This is a genomic window from Bradyrhizobium rifense (assembly GCF_008123425.1).
Classification (GTDB): domain Bacteria; phylum Pseudomonadota; class Alphaproteobacteria; order Rhizobiales; family Xanthobacteraceae; genus Bradyrhizobium; species Bradyrhizobium rifense.
In genome coordinates this window covers 125,639-141,907 of the sequence record NZ_VSSS01000037.1, presented here as the reverse complement: position 1 = coordinate 141,907, position 16,269 = coordinate 125,639, and the positions used below count along the sequence as shown (strand labels likewise).

The 16,269-nt window shown below is 58.2% G+C and carries 13 protein-coding genes; 1 reads left to right on the top strand and 12 read right to left on the bottom strand.

Annotated elements, in window-relative coordinates:
• The first annotated feature begins 766 nt into the window (after window positions 1-766).
• Entirely contained in the window at window positions 767-1,996 is a 1,230-nt protein-coding gene (locus FXB40_RS24635) for a diaminopropionate ammonia-lyase (protein WP_148774764.1), read from the top strand.
• Window positions 1,997-2,250: 254 nt separating this feature from the next.
• Here FXB40_RS24635 and FXB40_RS24630 read toward each other — a convergent pair whose 3' ends face one another.
• The 12 genes from FXB40_RS24630 to FXB40_RS24570 all read right to left on the bottom strand — a co-directional run bounded on the left by FXB40_RS24630 (window position 2,251) and on the right by FXB40_RS24570 (window position 16,262).
• Window positions 2,251-2,823, bottom strand: a complete 573-nt coding sequence (locus FXB40_RS24630) for a GNAT family N-acetyltransferase (RefSeq protein WP_148774763.1) — start codon at window positions 2,821-2,823, stop codon at window positions 2,251-2,253.
• 327 nt (window positions 2,824-3,150) lie between these two features.
• Entirely contained in the window at window positions 3,151-3,342 is a 192-nt protein-coding gene (locus FXB40_RS48735; RefSeq protein ID WP_210352182.1) for a hypothetical protein, read from the bottom strand.
• A gap of 707 nt (window positions 3,343-4,049) precedes the next feature.
• Entirely contained in the window at window positions 4,050-4,805 is a 756-nt protein-coding gene (locus tag FXB40_RS24625; protein ID WP_187437114.1) for a polysaccharide deacetylase family protein, read from the bottom strand.
• A 1,162-nt stretch (window positions 4,806-5,967) separates the two neighbouring features.
• Entirely contained in the window at window positions 5,968-7,473 is a 1,506-nt protein-coding gene (locus tag FXB40_RS24620; protein WP_148774761.1) for a methyl-accepting chemotaxis protein, read from the bottom strand.
• On the bottom strand, window positions 7,440-7,961 hold the full coding sequence (locus FXB40_RS24615; protein ID WP_148774760.1) for a hypothetical protein: 522 nt from the start codon (window positions 7,959-7,961) through the stop codon (window positions 7,440-7,442). The genes FXB40_RS24620 and FXB40_RS24615 overlap by 34 nt, the downstream gene beginning before the upstream one ends.
• Window positions 7,962-8,898: 937 nt before the next feature.
• Window positions 8,899-9,138, bottom strand: coding sequence for a hypothetical protein (locus FXB40_RS24610; RefSeq protein WP_148774759.1), 240 nt, complete (start codon window positions 9,136-9,138; stop codon window positions 8,899-8,901).
• Window positions 9,139-9,577: 439 nt separating this feature from the next.
• Window positions 9,578-9,778 carry a hypothetical protein gene (locus FXB40_RS24605; RefSeq protein WP_148774758.1) on the bottom strand — a complete coding sequence of 67 codons (201 nt, stop codon included), beginning with the start codon at window positions 9,776-9,778 and terminating at the stop codon, window positions 9,578-9,580.
• A 478-nt stretch (window positions 9,779-10,256) separates the two neighbouring features.
• On the bottom strand, window positions 10,257-11,108 hold the full coding sequence (panC, locus tag FXB40_RS24595; protein ID WP_148774756.1) for a pantoate--beta-alanine ligase: 852 nt from the start codon (window positions 11,106-11,108) through the stop codon (window positions 10,257-10,259).
• A gap of 14 nt (window positions 11,109-11,122) precedes the next feature.
• Window positions 11,123-11,995 (bottom strand): 3-methyl-2-oxobutanoate hydroxymethyltransferase, encoded by an 873-nt coding sequence (gene panB, locus FXB40_RS24590; RefSeq protein ID WP_148774755.1) that lies wholly within the window; start codon window positions 11,993-11,995, stop codon window positions 11,123-11,125.
• A 1,221-nt stretch (window positions 11,996-13,216) separates the two neighbouring features.
• Window positions 13,217-14,482 (bottom strand): adenosylmethionine--8-amino-7-oxononanoate transaminase, encoded by a 1,266-nt coding sequence (locus FXB40_RS24580; protein ID WP_148774753.1) that lies wholly within the window; start codon window positions 14,480-14,482, stop codon window positions 13,217-13,219.
• Window positions 14,479-15,111: a dethiobiotin synthase gene (gene bioD, locus FXB40_RS24575; RefSeq protein ID WP_148774752.1), complete on the bottom strand. Its 633-nt coding sequence runs from the start codon at window positions 15,109-15,111 to the stop codon at window positions 14,479-14,481. Before bioD ends, FXB40_RS24580 begins: the two co-directional genes overlap by 4 nt.
• On the bottom strand, window positions 15,108-16,262 hold the full coding sequence (locus tag FXB40_RS24570; protein ID WP_148774751.1) for an 8-amino-7-oxononanoate synthase: 1,155 nt from the start codon (window positions 16,260-16,262) through the stop codon (window positions 15,108-15,110). The genes bioD and FXB40_RS24570 overlap by 4 nt, the downstream gene beginning before the upstream one ends.
• Between the last annotated feature and the right edge of the window lie 7 nt (window positions 16,263-16,269).

Genomic DNA, 16,269 nt, shown 5'->3' with positions numbered 1-16,269 from the left:
TGCCGAAGACATCTTCGAAGGCGGCCCCGGATCTTACGGCGGACCGATCGGCCGGTCGAGCGGGGTGCGCAGCATGGCGGTGTTGTCCCGGTCCACGTGGTGTCCAAATTGATGCATTGACCCTTCGTTCGTGACGAGCCAATCAAAGCTGCTGGAGAAAGACGGCTTCCTGGGCGCAAGCCCCCGCACACGCGATGGCCGGGTCGTACAGCTGTCGCTGACGGACAAGACTTCCAAGCATCTCGCGATGCGTCGCCGCAGAACAGGAAGCACTCGATGAATTTGTTTTTGGTGATTTCGGCACTAGCGAATTGACCGAGTTCGCTGATAGGCTCACGGCACTCGGGCATCGCCTAGAGAAAGCTTGCTTGAAAGTCGCTCTAGAGTCTTGAGGACCAAAAACAACTAAGCGCCTTGAGTGGGCGTGCTGTCTTGATCAATGTCTGATCGAATTCCAACCCTCACTATTTCCTTAGAGCAGCGCGGGCGAAGATGGTCGTGGTCGGTCTGCACGACACAAGGCGCGCTGGTTGTGACGGGTTCAGGAAGCAGCGGATCCGCTGCCAGCTATGACGCCAATAGGGCGCTTTTCTATTGCTGCAGAGCGCGCCGTATCGTTTGCGACTTTCGGCTCGAGCGATCCAAGTTGATCAAGGGGCCCTCAGATATGAGCGAATCTTGCACAAAATGATTCTCGAATGCGGAACTTTATTTTCGTAAATAGTTTCCATGCAAAGCGCTCCCGACGAGGCAAGAAAGCCAAACCATGTTTCTCCTCAACCAACACATCGACCACCGCACGCCCCTCGATGCCTCGGACGCCGACACGTTGAGCGTCGAAGCCGCTCGCGAGGTCGAGCGGTTTCTCAAGCTTCGCGATGGTCACAAGGAAACCCCTCTTATTTCTTTGCCAGGCCTTGCCCGCGAGATTGGAGTGGGTTCGATCCATCTAAAGGACGAAGGCCAACGTCTCGGGCTTGGGAGTTTCAAAGCCTTGGGCGGTTCCTATGCAGTGATCCGTCTGGTGCTCGAGGAAGCAACTCGGCAGCTCGGCCGCGATGTTGACGCGTCCGAGCTGCACACACCTGAAGTAAAGACCGTGGCAAGAGGTATGACGGTCTCTTGCGCCACGGATGGCAACCATGGCAGATCCGTTGCTCAAGGTGCCCAGCTCGTGGGCGCAAAATGCGCCATCTTCGTTCATTCAGGCGTGAGCAACGAGCGCATCGCCGCCATCGCCCGCTTTGGCGCGCAGATGATCCGTGTCGACGGCAACTATGACGATTCTGTCGTCCAAGCATCCCGAGTTGCGGCTCAAGAAGGCTGGATTACAGTGTCTGACACGTCCTGGCCTGGCTATGAGCGGATCCCGCGCTTTGTAATGCAGGGATATACCGCCCTTGTGAGCGAAGCACTACGCCAGTTGCCGGAGCCGCCGACACACGTCTTCATCCAGGCAGGCGTCGGTGGGATCGCCGCAGCCGTTGCTGGACATCTATCAATTCTGTTCGACGACGACCGCCCGTTCTTCACAGTTGTTGATCCCTCGCGGGCAGCATGCCTCTACGAAAGCGCGCGGGCCGGGCATTCTGTCAAGGTAGCTCATGGGCAATCGACCGTGATGGCGATGCTCGAATGCTACGAACCTTCGCTCGTCGCTTGGCGCATCCTTTCACGCACAGCGGATGCTTTTATGACTGTCGACGACGAGGACGCAATCAGCGTGATGAACCGTCTGGCAAATCCGAAGGATGGCGATCCCGCCGTCGTCGCAGGCGAAAGTGGTGGTGTTGGCCTTGCCGCCTTATTGAAGGCTGCTTCTGACCCGACCTTGCGTGGCAACCTTGGTCTTGGACCCAATGCACGGGTGTTTCTGATCAACACCGAGGGCGCAACAGATCCTCTCCTGTACGAACAGCTCATCGGTGCGACGCCAGCGCAAGTGACTGCGAAGAAACCGGTCAAGAACAGGTCAATGGATGGGGCGGGCTCGTGAGCCTTTCGTAAGCCGTCCCATCCGTACGCCTTGGGAGACTGGCCAGCGTTCCGCCCTTACAGAAGGCTCATCGCCGCGCAGAGGCCGGCCCCCTGCGTGGCGCAGGGCGTCGTGTCCCTTTGAGCTGGGCACGCGGATCAGCTCACTAAAAATGGGGGTTTGAGATGCGCCGGTGCTCTCTGACTTGTCGGCCGGACTCAAACCCCGCGCTACAAACCTCATCGCGAATTAATCGGGCGCCGGCAAATCGACGCTCACGCAAATTTTGTAGAAGACGCATCCGGGATACAACGGCTTGTTGCGCGTTGCCGCCGTTGATTTAACCGCGATCTCCCTGCAGCATTACGTTTCGCCCGTTGACTGGCTAAGCCGTGTAACGGCAACTTGAGGCGTGGGCCAATCTCTGCAAAACCGGCCTTCAGGTACAATGCTGAGTTCGGGCTACGGCTCCAAATGGGTTGCCTCGGCGCCCCCACTTCGAGCTGGCCCCAGCCTTTTGCCGTACCCAAGCCCACCGCAGCCTCAATGAGGCGCATCGCAACCCCAGACGATCGCTGATCCGGCACCACGTAGAGTTCGGTAATAATACCGTAGGCTCCGCCCGCAAAAAGGGCGGCGCTTTCCGACAACATGATGAGACCGACCGGGCGCGCCTCCGTGAAGGCCAGAAACCCATAGACCCGCTCTTTCATGGCCAGGAGGTCGACAACAAGCCGGGTATCTAGTCCGCCCTGCTTTTGTCCGCCCTCAAGTTCGGCAAGTAGGGCAGCAACCATGTGAGTCACCGTTGTGGCGTCATCGATAGAGACTTCACGCGTGGTCACCATGTCATATCCTCTTCCAAGTTTAACCAACATACGACCTGGTCCAGCGGCGGCATCGGGGCAGGAGGCTGCCGCAGCACCCGATCCAAAACAGATATGCCGCACGGTTGAAGGTCAGATGACGTCGTAGTTCATACCGAGGTGATAGCGTCTTTGTGTCGCTCCTAGCTAAGCTAAAAATCTCTCAGAAAATCGAAAGATACTTGTCGATTATCGTGATGGTCGCACGGAGCAGTCTCTTCTTCTTTGGACTCGCGTGTCGCCCCACATCGGGGCATCGTGTTCATGCTCGGACGTTACACAAGCGAGGCTGACCGCTTGCGAACAGGCTCACGGATTTGGACTACTCTCCCCCTCGTAGAACGCTCGAGCGGCAGGCCGACCAGCGATTTGCCGGATCCAGTCTCGAGCAATCACATTCGACGGCGCCATCGCAATGGCTGCGCGCGTCGCAGAACGAACGCTCATCGGGCCGCGGTAATGACTGAATTTACTCACCTTGTCGAAGATGCTGTTGGGCATCACGAGCGTCCCCGACCTCCTCCTTGCCTGAGATCAATGCTCTCAGAGAATCGTGGCACGCGCGAGTCCAAGGCACACTGTTTTTGGTAGTGTTTAGATAATTCGTTTTTCTAATTTCAAATCGGACGCGCCATTTGTTGCCGCGCGATGAAGAACATCACGGACGCCCGACGAACGCGTGCAACTTGGTCGTTGAGCGCGGGATTGAGGCCGGCTTCTCTCGTGTTCTCCGAATAGACAACGTCCCGTCCTGATGAGCCGGGTTCACGGCCTGCCATCGCATTGCCGTTAAATGCGTTATGAGAGCATCGTCGGGCTGTGTCGCGCGAGATCGTTTTTGTCGTTCACTTTGCATCACTTTACGATCTGTTTGATTGGAAGACCTCTTCTAATGCTTGCGGACACGCGTTACAGCGTGAGCCGGTCACGGCATTTCAGCAGAAGATCGCTTAGATCATCGATCAAGCGGTGGGCTTCTGCGATTCCAGAATCAGGTAGGTGCTGCACGACGAAGATACCGGGCTATGCGCGCCTAGCACTCCTGCCAGCGCGCAAACGGCAAGGATGGGGTAGACGTCTGAAGTAACCTACTACGTCAGTTCGTAGCCCGCCTATGACGGAGCCTGCCCGAAACGGCTCAGGCGCGATTCCTCCTCCATCATTTGATTCGGGATTACTCCATTCTGAGCCGCCGTGACATTCCGCTATCAATGCGTGTCGGCATTCCTCTGCAGCGGCGCGGTCGGAACAATGTGAACGACGTGATAGCCGTTGTCGTGCAGGTACCGTAGGAAGGCGGGCATCATCGCGGCGGTATGTGCCTTGGCGTCGTGAAACAGAATGATCCCCTTCCCCTCGGCATTCAGCCGGCTGGTGATGAGCTTCAGCTCCTGGTCTGGCGTCATTTCCTCCCAGTCGCTGGCCCACAGGTCCGCTCCGAACACGACGATGCCCCGAGACTGGAGTAGCTCGAGCGTCTTAGGGGTCGAGTCGAAATAGGGGAAGCGGAAGAACGGCGTCGAGGGCGCCATCGTCGATACGCCATGGAGCGCCGTTTCGTCGGCCGCAATCCCACGCTCAATGTCCTCTTTTGCCTTCTCGAAGCTGATCTTCGACGCCATCGAATGCGACCAAGTGTGGTGCGCCATGGTGTGGCCTTGCGCAGCGGCGCGCCGCACGAGCTCGGGAAATTGGGCCGACGACTTGCCGACCAGGAAGAACGTGGCTCGGACGCACTCCTGCGCGAGCGCCGCCAGCACCTCTTCTGTGTACGGCGGCTGGGGCCCGTCGTCGAAGGTCAGCACAACTTCGTGGTCGGCCAAGGGCAGCGTCTGGCGAAAGCTCTTCAGTCCGACCCGCGGATATGTCTTGGCGTCAACGACGAGCACGCGCGAGGTCCCGAGCGCGTCCTTACGCGGGCAGTCGGCCGCGCCCGCAGCCATGACGCCGGCAAGCACCGCCATCGTGGCGCTCACGAGGAGCAAGGTCCATCCGTGCAGACATCTGCCATCAAGGTCGTGTCCGGACGGGTGTCTGGTTGCGGCCTTAAACAAGATAGTCCTGCCGTCCTGGCTGGAGTTGCATCACCATGCCGATGGCTTCAGCCACCTCGTTTTCCATTCCGGACTAGCTGATCCGTCGCAGTGGACCTGTGCTCAGATCGGACTACTTCGCTCCCGAGCGCATCAGATTGTCTGCAGCCAGATCATTTGCTGCTTCGTCCAATCGGAATTGGTTTAGCCGCCGGCATTGTACTTTGCCGGTCTTCACAAACGTCGGCTCGTGCAATGGTCACGTTCGCCTCTACACAGTAGCCATATAGCGATATTGATTAATGCAATGGCGCGGCACTGACGCCGGAATTCCGCGTTCCGATGCCGTTTGTCGGCGGATTTCACCCACGACTGTCGGCTTGGGCCGACGGCGCTCCAGCGACCGACAATTACAGCGACTGACCGGCAATACCGTCACCTTCATGAGGCGACGATCTTCCTCGCAGAGGACATGATATCAATCGAACCGCTTAGAAACGGCGGCTTTGCCGCGGAGCCGCCAATGCTGCAGAACGCCTACTGGATGCCGACGTTCAGCGTCCTTCACCGCAGCACGACCATCGGCTCACAATTCCATATGCTCGATGTCGATCGGTTCCTCGTCGTCGGATGCAGCCCCTAAGCGAAGGCAAAGACGAGCAGGCTCGAGCAGAGCAGCGCGAGCCCGGCCGCGGTCAGTGCCAGGAAGCTTCCGGAAACAAAGTCATGATTGCGCATGAAATACCCTCGATTGCACCGCAGAAGAGAGAGCAGCAATCGCTGCGTTGCGCCGGTTGACCCGTTAGCACATAGATTAATATTCAAAACCAGCGCATTATTCCTGCTGTTGTTAGGAAGGAAAGCATTTTTCCAGCGTGGTTACGGCTCGCTCCGCCGTCTTGCGGCGGAGATAAAGAAACCGCGCATGAGAACCGCAGGAGTGTTCGGCGCTCCCGCGTTTGCAGCTCTAAGAGACTCGGTCCGATTGAACACCTAGCATTTACACGCCGATCCGAGAGCAGATGGGGTAACTTGGCTTCGGAAGAAAGGTCGAATTTCAGGCGTGGAGAGCTTGCGACGTTGACGCGCCGATTTAAGCCGCTTGAACCCTGCACAGGTAGCTGTCTAGTTCGTGCTTCAGCCGAGAGCTTTCCTCAGATAGCAGTTCGGCAGACATCAGCACCTGCATCGAAGCCGCTCCGGTATCCTTTGCGCGGTTGGTGACTTCACCGGCGCTCGCTGCCACCTGGGTCGTCCTGGCCGCCGCTTCCTGCAAATTGAACGCGATGCTCTTGCTGGTCGCCTCCTGTTCCCCGATCGAATCGACCACGGTCATGGCGATCTCCGAGATGCGGCTGATGATGACGCCAATTTCGGTAAGCGCGCCGACCGACTCAGTCGTCGCGGCCTGAATGCCGCCAATGTGCTCGCTGATCTCAACAGTCGCGTGCGCGGTTTGCGTCGCGAGCGATTTCACTTCCTGGGCGACAACCGCGAAACCTCGGCCACGATCGCCGGCGCGCGCGGCTTCAATCGTCGCATTCAGCGCGAGCAAATTCGTTTGCCGCGCGATCGCGGCGATCAGCTGGACCACGCTGCCGATCCGCTCCGCCGCGGCCGTCAAATTAACCATGCGCTGGTCGCTGAGTTCGGCCTTGCGAACCGCTCCGCGCGCCATATTGGCCACTTCTTCGACCCGCCGGCCCATATCGACGATGGTTGCCGCCATTTCGCCCGTCGCGGCTGCGACACGTTGGACGTTTTCAGACGCATCCTCCGATGAGGAGGCGACCTCTATGGAGAGTTGCCGGCTGTGATCAGCCGAACTGGTGAGGCTGCGTGCGGAGACTTCAAGTTTTGTGGAGGCGGACGAAACAGTGTCGATCACCTTGCCTACGGCGGCTTCGAATTCGCCGGCGAGCCGGGCGATATCGGCCTTACGCTGCTCGGCAGCGGTACGATCCTGTTCGGCCTTTGCGTCGAGGTCGGCCTGCGCCTTCTCGCGAGCTCTCAGCTTGAACATTTCGACTGCCTCGGCCATCTCGCCAAGCTCATCCTTTCGGCCAAGGCCCGGGAGAACCACATCGAACCGACCGTCGCCGAGCTGGCGCATGGCTGCCGTCATCGAAGCGACCGTTTTGGCAATGCGCTGGCCGAACAGTAAGGCGAGCAGGCCCACGACCGTCGTTGCAAGCCCGATCACCCAGATCAGCTTCCGACGAATTTCTTCAGCTCGCATGTCCGCAGCCCGCGAGCGCGCGTCAGCGGCAGCCATGATCTTCACGAGCGCCGGGCGGATACGGTCGTAGATCTGTGCGAGATCGTCGACCTGGTCGCTCAGCGCTTGCTGCGTCACCATGAACGACATAAAACTCGACTTATATGCGCGGATCAGTTCGAGGATCTGGGATTTCAGCTCTGCGGGTAGGCCGCCCTGAGCGAGCGCGGTTTCGAATTCAACCTCCCGGTCCGCCAGTTGATCGCCATATTTGTCTTCGCCGCGCAGCATGAAATCTTTCTCGTGCCGGCGTATCATCAGCATCAAGATCGTGAGGCGTGGCTGGTTCAGCTCTGCCAGCCGTTGCTCGACGGTGTGCACGGCCTTGCGCAGCTTGCCCTGAAATCCGTCCTCTTCGTTGAAGCCGAGGTTGCTTGCGCTGCCACGAGGTTATGAAAGCGCGTTGCATAGAGACCAATCACCGGCCGCAGGGAGGTCGCCTGCTTCAGCGGGTCATCCTCCGGCAACCCCGTCACAAATACTTCGATGCGACTCAAGTCTGCGAGCTGCCGTTCATAATTGTCCGCATACTTCTTGATCGACACTTCACTGGGCTTGCGCAGGAAGTCGCTCGCGATTTGTCGTGACTCGAGGAAGCTTTGCGACAACGATACGACATCGGCTTTGAATTGGTTGCTGTCGTTCGACGCGCTCTGGACGAGGCTCGCGCAATTCAGGGCGGCGGCGCAGATTGCACCGGTGACGAGGACCCCGGAAATCCCGAGGAGTGCCATTTGGCCGCGCAATCCAATGCGTACGCCACGGCAGCCCTTTGATTGCCCGAAAATCCTCGTAGCATTTTTACTCATTTTACCCCTTCAATAAGTTTTGCCCCAGCGCAGTGCTGGTTATCGCGAGTGCGACGGGCGCATTTCTATATGGAGCTAAACGGGAGAGGACTTCATTCGGTCGATGACAACCTGCCAATTAAATTACATTGATTTCGAAATCCTGAACTCGCAGTGTAGGTGAAGCACCATTGCTCGGCGTCGTGGCGAGCGAACTTTCCCCGACGAGGGTTGCGCCGCGATGATAGGGAGCGAAGCTCGCTGGGCAGAAACGGTCCGACGCGCTACGTAGCCTTGAGGACACGTTGCAGATCTATCAAAGGGAAATCAATTTAAAGGCCGATGAGATGCGAACTGCCAGAACAGGTCGGTAGTAGCTCACGGCGTGCGACACGTTGATCATCTTCGCATAAAAGATGCGAAACATGCGCGAAAAACGCCGCCAAGCGGCGCTCAATTCGGTTATCCGGTCACTCATGCGCGGGATCAAAGATGATTGAAGAGCTCGCAACGGTGATTCTCTCACAAGCTTGGAGCTCTCGATGAGTGATCGATCTGCTCATCTCGATGCTCCTTCAATGGCCCCTTGGGGCGTTTTCCTCCCTGACTTGGCCGCGCGTAATCGTCGCGCGGCCTTTTTCCGCATCCAACAAGGTGCGGGTCGATATGCAGGATTCAGCGGGTCTTAAACGGAAAAAACGCGTGGAACGCTGTTAGGACACGAGGCCACGCCCCGGTTGCCTCATCGAGGCTCCCTTTTTAAGTTCAGGCGACCAAGTCAAGTAAGCAGAGTATCTCTCCTCGTCCATCTCGCGTGCATTCTGTCGGCGCTATGGCCCGTAGATGACCTCGACAGATCGACTGTCTGCGAACGTCGCGGCGCCTCGCCGTGAACGCGCGATCGCCCCTCCTATTAGCCAAGCCGAGCGTTTCGAGTGTCGCCCGCCGCTCCCGAGGCTCAGTGCTGACGTCTCATCCATGACGGGACCGGATCGAGTGGCGTGCGATAGACCTCGGCGTTCTCGGGGCTGGTGACCCAAACCGTACAGCCTTTGGCCTTCAGGTCCGAATGCACAATAGACAGTTCGGTCGCGAGCTGGTCCGCTCGGTCGGAGGCAACCTCGATGTTTTCGAGAATGAGGCCGCCTTGATTCCTGTACTCCTCGTCAATCACAAGATCAAAAGAGTAGTACGGCATCCGAAGGTCTCCCATTTGATCGGATTCGTCCCTTGAGGCTCACCCTTACCTTCACTCAGGCTTCGTCAGATGGTCCAGTCGTTCGTATGGAGAGAGATAACTAGGAGCCGCATCGATTCTACAGACAAGATAGTCGGTCCTCAGAGTTCGGCTTATCTCCATCTCTTGCAGTAACGTTATCGGTTTCCTAAAAAAGCGCAATTCTCCAATCAGGGAGCTCGCATCGGCGAAATTCTGCGCCAACTCAGCAGAATGCAAAGTTTTTCCGTGCGGTCATGGCGTCAACTTTTGGGCCAACGCGGGCAAGGCAGGAGATCGCCAAAATGGCTATGTCACGCGTAAGCTCAGCATCGGTGCGGCCTCGTCCAGATAGCTCACCAGGAGCTTCACAACTGTGATCTGGAAACTCAACTGAGTGACAACATCATGTTGTCTACGCCTACCTCCACATGGTCGGTCCTTCGGAAAGGGCCTCGCGGCCGATCTGTTTGAGGCGGTCGGGCATCGTCTCACCTCTGATGGCGGCTTCCAGAATCTTCGAGGCGACGTAAGTGCGGGCGCCGGTATCATACGGCGAAAGGCTCTCGCAGACCTCGTCGAGGATCGCGCGCAGAAGCGCGGTGGTAGCGGCATCCAACATTTGGAGATCTCCCCATCCCTGGTGAGGAGGATAATGCACATTTCGCGTTTCGCGGTTCAAGTGTGTTTGATCGGGTAAGATATCTGCGACTGCCGCGCCACGCCACAGAGCGGTCTCCACCTTCTCTTTCTGCTTCTCCCAACACACGTTTTCTCGGCTTGTGCCGGTGTTCGATTGTGGCTGTCCAGCCTCGATCGCGCTTGCGTTTCGATGGACTTTACCGCATCGATGACGCGCTTGTGCTGGTCGGCCAAATCGCCGTGGCCGCCATCTTCATCGCCTGAGATGGGCGGCTAATACGTCTGTCATACCGTTCCGATGGGTCCAGCAGTCTCTTTCTGATGAAGGGGTCTGCCTTGTCCGCTAGATCGCGAATAATCCGAGCCCGGTCTCTCAAAAACTGTTCGTCCACGAAAACACCCATTCACTGCAAACTTCAGTATTCTGAGACTATTCAGTCGTTTAGTTGTGAGTCGCGCTAAGGAGTCGGCAACGACAGTATCACGTTGTCGATCAGACGTGTCGAGCCGACATAGGCTGCGGCGCATAGTGCAGCGGTACGCCGCAGAGGACTCTCGGCGGGCTTGAGCGTATCAGCGTCGACAAGCTCAAGGTACTGCAGTCGATCGACCGTATTCAACCGCTCCTTTGCGATCGCAATCAGCTGCTCCACGTCGCGCTCTCCTGAGCGAAACTTATCCGCTGCGGCGAACAGCCCACGGCTGATGGCAAGACCGCGCCGACGTTCTTCCTCGCTTAGATAGCGGTTGCGACTGCTCATCGCCAGCCCGTCCGGTTCCCGGACGGTTTGTACGGTGACGATCTTAATTGGAAGGTTGAGGTCAATTGCCATGCGGCGCACCACCGCGCATTGCTGAAAATCCTTTTGTCCAAAAAACGCGACATCCGGCTGCACCATGTTGAATAGCTTGCCAACGACAGTCGCTACCCCACGAAAATGCCCAGGCCTGAAAGCTCCGCACATTGGTTTTGCGAGCTCGCCCGGTTCGACGAAGGTCTCAAATTGAGCCGGATAGATCTCCTGTATATGCGGCGCAAAGACGATCGCAACGCCGGCATCGCGACACAGCTCTTGATCGCGCAGGAAGTTGCGCGGATAGGTGCTGAGATCCTCATTTGGCCCGAACTGAGTGGGATTGACGAAGATGCTAACTACGGTGACGTCGCATTGCGTCCGGCTGGCCGCGACCAGCGCCAGATGGCCGTCGTGTAGATAGCCCATGGTCGGCACAAGTCCGACGCGTTTATCGGCGCTGCGAACCTCTGCGAGCGCGCGACGAAGCTCTGCGACCGTCGTGATCGTTTGCATGTTGTGCTTTTACATCAGGTTGGATTGGAGGGTGTCCAGTTCGCGACCGTGTCGCGAAGGCCTTCAGGAAGCCGATAGGACTCCTGCGATGTCGGAAATGCACCGTTGCGGACATCGGCCGCCCAACGCGACAGGGCCTCCTGCAACGACTGGAAACCATTGGCATAGGCACGAACAAATTTGGGGCGATGACCTTCAGTCAATCCCAGCACATCGTGAAAGACGAGCACCTGGCCTGAGCAGCCAGGACCCGCACCGATTCCGATGGTCGGTATCCTCAGGGATTCGGTCGCTCGCTCCCCGAGCTCAGCCGGAATACCCTCCAGGACGAGAGCGAAACAGCCGGCCTCCTGTAGACGGTGGGCGTCATCGAGCAGGCGCAAGGCGTCATCGGCCTTCCGGCCCTGCACCTTGAACCCACCCATGACATTGACGCTCTGCGGAGTCAGGCCGAGATGGCCCATCACAGGAATTTCGCAATCGATCAGGGCGCGCACCATCTCGATACGCTTGGCACCCCCCTCGAGTTTGACAGCGTCGGCGCCACGCTGCAGGAAACCTCCGGCATTGCGTATCGTTTCCGCTGGGCTGAGATGGAAGCTAAGAAAGGGCATATCGGCCACGAGCAAGGCACGAGGCTTTGCGCGTACAACGGCTTCGAGGTGATGGTTCATCATCGCCATGCTCACCGGCAACGTATCATCGAATCCAAGACAGACGTTGCCGACGCTATCCCCGACAAGGATGACATCCACGATCGGATCGGCGATGCGTGCTGTAACGGCGTCGTAAGCGGTGGTCATCGCGATACGACGCCCCTCCTCCTTCCATCGCTGCAGGACCGGAATCGTGACGCGTTCAACAGGCAGCTCTGAAATGTGGCTCATCTTAGATCCCGATCCACCCCCGCATGCTTGGAGTCGGCGCTTCCTTGGAAAGGCGAGAGGAAGCTGTCAATGGGGAAATGAAAAAGGAATTACCTCTCCAGGGTCACGGACAGACGCATCGAAACCTCCAATGATCGCGCGATCATCAAATAAGAACTTCTCAGCCGTTCTTCCTCATGCGGAGCGGCTTTGGGTCACGCTTGACGCACACCGCGCGACTCAGCCCAGCTTAAGCCGAGGGAGGTCGCTCAGCCGTGGACGGCTCGTCGGCATGCGCGGCTGTGTTGATCCATGACATCGAGGCCGCCCCAACCTGAAACCAGAACGAAGCCGCACCCAGCAAGGCTGCGAGCCCAAGAGGAACGAGATCTTTCGTGTCGGAATTGGAATCGGCACGCGCTGTAAGGTACGAGAAGGCGATGTCCATTAAGTGGCAGCGTCGGTAGCAATCGTAGTTGCAATATTCTCTCCGCGTTACCACCTCTCGCACGTAACCCGGACCTAAGGACCGAGAACATTCGGTGCAGGTTCTGTCGCCACGCGGGGTTCTTTGATTCACGAGTATAAATTTCATAGCGTGGCCCCGTTAAGCCATGTATTAAGCCGCTCGCAACCAGCGAAGCCATTTATGGTCGGCCTCGCGCCGCGCCTTGAAGCGGTCGACGCATTTCTTGGAGCAAAGGGCCGTTCGCCAGCAGTAATAACGGATCAGCCCGAACCTTCCACCGCATATCGCGCAGCACCTTACTGAACCGCGGTGCAAACTATGAGAGCTGTTGCGCATTCCTCGCCTCCTGTCGGCATTAGGTGGATAGCCCCCCTTTCTTCGCTGCAGCACCATGCCCGCACGTGAAGTGCGACGCTGGCGATGCCTAGTCTCGCGGCATGTGCGGACACCGGGCGCAAGAGTTTGAGCTCTGAATTGCGCCTCCTTGGCGAAGCGGCACGCTCCATCGGGGTGCTTCGCCGGCCAAGTCTTAATTATTGACAGTAACGATATTTCCATCTTGATTAATGCAATGAGTCGCGCGTTAACGCTTAAATGCCGCGTGCGGGCGGCTTTCCTCGACGGAATTCAACTGGCGCCGATGGGGTGCGTACAGCAACTGATCTGTAGCTATATCAGTGCCACCACTTTGCCTTTACGCGGTTAAAGGACGGCAATCCGAAACCCGACGGTCGAACCTTGGGTTCCCGCTCGCTAAACGCGCCAAGCCCGCCTTAAGCTAGCGCATCGGCGGCATCTCTGATGCCGACGTAGATTTCATCAAGATCTGCCCCTGTGACGCAATATGGTGGCATTACATAGATCGTATCGCCGAGCGGGCGCAGCAGCAGATTTCGGTCTTTAAAGAAAGCCTGAAGCTTCGGACCGACACCCGCGAGATAGCCTGCATCCTTCGTTTTCAGATCGAGTGCTGTAATCGTGCCGGTCCGACGGACGTTTGCGAAGCGCGGGTCGGCGCGGAATGGCTCAATTGCCTGCTCTTGCATCGTGGCGACCGACGCCACACGTTGGCGAGATTCCGGATCTTGCCAGAGATCCAGGTTGGCCTTTGCCGCGGCGCAGGCCACTGGATTTGCCGTATATGAACTCGAATGAAAGAACGTACGCGTCCGATCTTTCGAATAATGCGCGTCGAAAATATCCGCGCGACAGAGTGTCACCGCGAGTGGAAGCGCCCCTCCCGTGAGGCCCTTCGAATAGCAGACGATATCGGGGGTGACATTAGCTTGCTCGCAGGCGAACAATGTTCCGGTGCGGCCCCAGCCTGTCATGACCTCGTCGGCAATGAACAGGACGTCCGAGGCCTCGCAGATCCGCTTCATCTCTCTTAGCACCCAGGCTGGGTACATCAGCATCCCGCCCGCCCCCAATATCAGAGGCTCCACAACAAAGGCTGCTGGAACATCGTTGCGACATACAGACTCGAGCGCATCGAGCGTTGCCTGTTCATGACCTCTCGCCGGGAACGGGATTGACGTCACGTCGAACAGCAGGGGCCTGTACGCCGCGTTGAACACACCACGGGCGCCGACCGACATCGCCCCTATCGTATCGCCATGGTAGGAATGTTGCATCACGGCGATGCGCGTCCGCTTCTTCCCGATGTTGTGCCAGTAGCCGAGCGCCATCTTTAACGCGACTTCCACGCTGGTCGAGCCACTGTCAGAAAAGAAGACATACTCAAGTCCACGGGGCGCAACTTTCAAAAGCAGTGCCGCAACCTCCTCAGCCGGATCGTGCGCATAGCCAGCGAAGATGATCTGGTTGAGCTTGCCTGCCTGGTCCTGAATTGCGCTCACGATATGCGGATGGCAATGACCATGCGTGACAACCCACCACGATGACATTGCATCTATGATACGGCGGCCATCCGCGGTGTAGAGATAAGCACCCTGCCCACGAACGACCTTTGTCATCTCGTCCTGAAGCGCGTGTTGCGTGAACGGATGCCAGATCGGCGACTTCGGCTTCGTCGTCATAGCTTGAAATGATCGGCATGGAACGAGGCTTTGAACGCGGCCTGCAGCGTGTCTGCCGTGAGGGAAGAAAGCCAGGGCAATCGCCCTAACCAACGCACCCGCCCGATCTCGCGAATTGCAATCTGAGTCTCAGCATTCCGTTTGCCAATGAAGGCAATCCCAAGAATGGGGATCTGGCGCGTTCGCAGAGCCTCTATCGACAGCAGCGAATGATTGATGGTGCCCAGTGCCGTGCTCGCGCAAAGCACGACTGGAAGCCGCCATCGCTCGAAGACATCGATGTAGAGTGTCTCGCCACTCAGCGGGACCATCAGGCCGCCAGCACCCTCAATCACTAACGGTCGATCCCCGGTGTCCGGCACATCGAGTACATCTGGCTCGATGCGAATTCCGTCAATTTCGGCGGAATGATGGGGCGACGCGGGCGTTTGAAGGCGATAACGCTCCGGCACGATGCGATCGGACGAGAGATTGCCCAGTCGCGCGACGAGCTCAGTGTCGGTCTCTCCTTCAAGGCCGGCCTGAATCGGTTTCCAATAGTTCGCGCCAAGGAGATCGGCGAGCCCCGCGGAAAAGACCGTCTTCCCGATGCCGGTATCTGTGCCTGTGACCACGATCTTCTGACTCATCGAGCTTCACCTCTCGTCTCCTCGAACAGAGCATCGAGCATTGCACGCACGTCATCCTCCCCAGCGTTGAGCGTCAGTGAAATTCGCAAACGGGCCGTGCCCGCCGGCACGGTTGGCGGCCGGATTCCGCGGATATCGAAACCGCGAGCCTTCAATGCAGAGGCAAGTCGCATCGCACGTGCATTGTCGCCAACGATATACGGCAGGATCTGCGAGGTCGAAGGACTTCGCCAACCGCGCAAACCCGCCTCCCGATGCGTGAACGCGGCCAGCTTGGCCAGACGCTGCTGCCGCTCAGGCTCATGTTGCAGGATGAAGAGTGCCTCCCGCACGGCAACAGCCATCAGCGGTGAGGGTGCAGTGGCGAAGATAAAGGGACGGCAGCGATTGATCATGAAGTCGCGCAGCACAGCGGAGGCAGTGACAAGCGCACCAGCTGCACCCAGCGCCTTGCCGCAGGTATGAACGACCAGGAGATTTTCGCGCCCTTCATAGGGGGCGGTGAGCCCCCGTCCCCGCTCGCCGTAAACGCCCGTGGCATGAGCCTCATCCACCATCAAGAACGCGCCGTACCGGTCCGCGATCGCGACCAGGTCTTCGAGCGGTGCGAAATCGCCATCCATGCTGTAGAGACTTTCGACCACGATCCAGACGCGGCCCGTTCCGCCCTCGGCCCGCCAGTCACGAATTGTGTCTTCGATCGATTGGGAATCATTATGGGCGCTTATCCGAAACTCGGCACGGCCAGCGCGCGCGCCTTCATGAATACTGGCGTGCACCAGAGAATCGAGAACAAGCAGATCGCCCCGCTGCGGCAGCGTTGTCAGGACGGCAAAATTTGCGACATAACCGCCACCAAAGAATAGCGCCGTCTCAGCCCCAAAGAACTGAGCCGCCTCTTTTTCGAGAGTTTCGTGTTCGTCGCAATTGCCGCGCAAAAGCCGCGACCCGCCGGCTCCGATCGGTGTGCCGGCTTCGAGCGCGGCGTAAACAGCCTTCTTGATACGCGGCGCGCTCGCCAGCGCCAGATAGTCGTTCGACGCAAAATCGATGCCGGCGCGCGGCTTGAGGCCACGCAGCCGGTTGTCTTCCTTCAAGGCATGCAAGGCCGCGACATAGTCGCCAACTTTGGCCCTCTGGATTGAATTCATTCTTCAC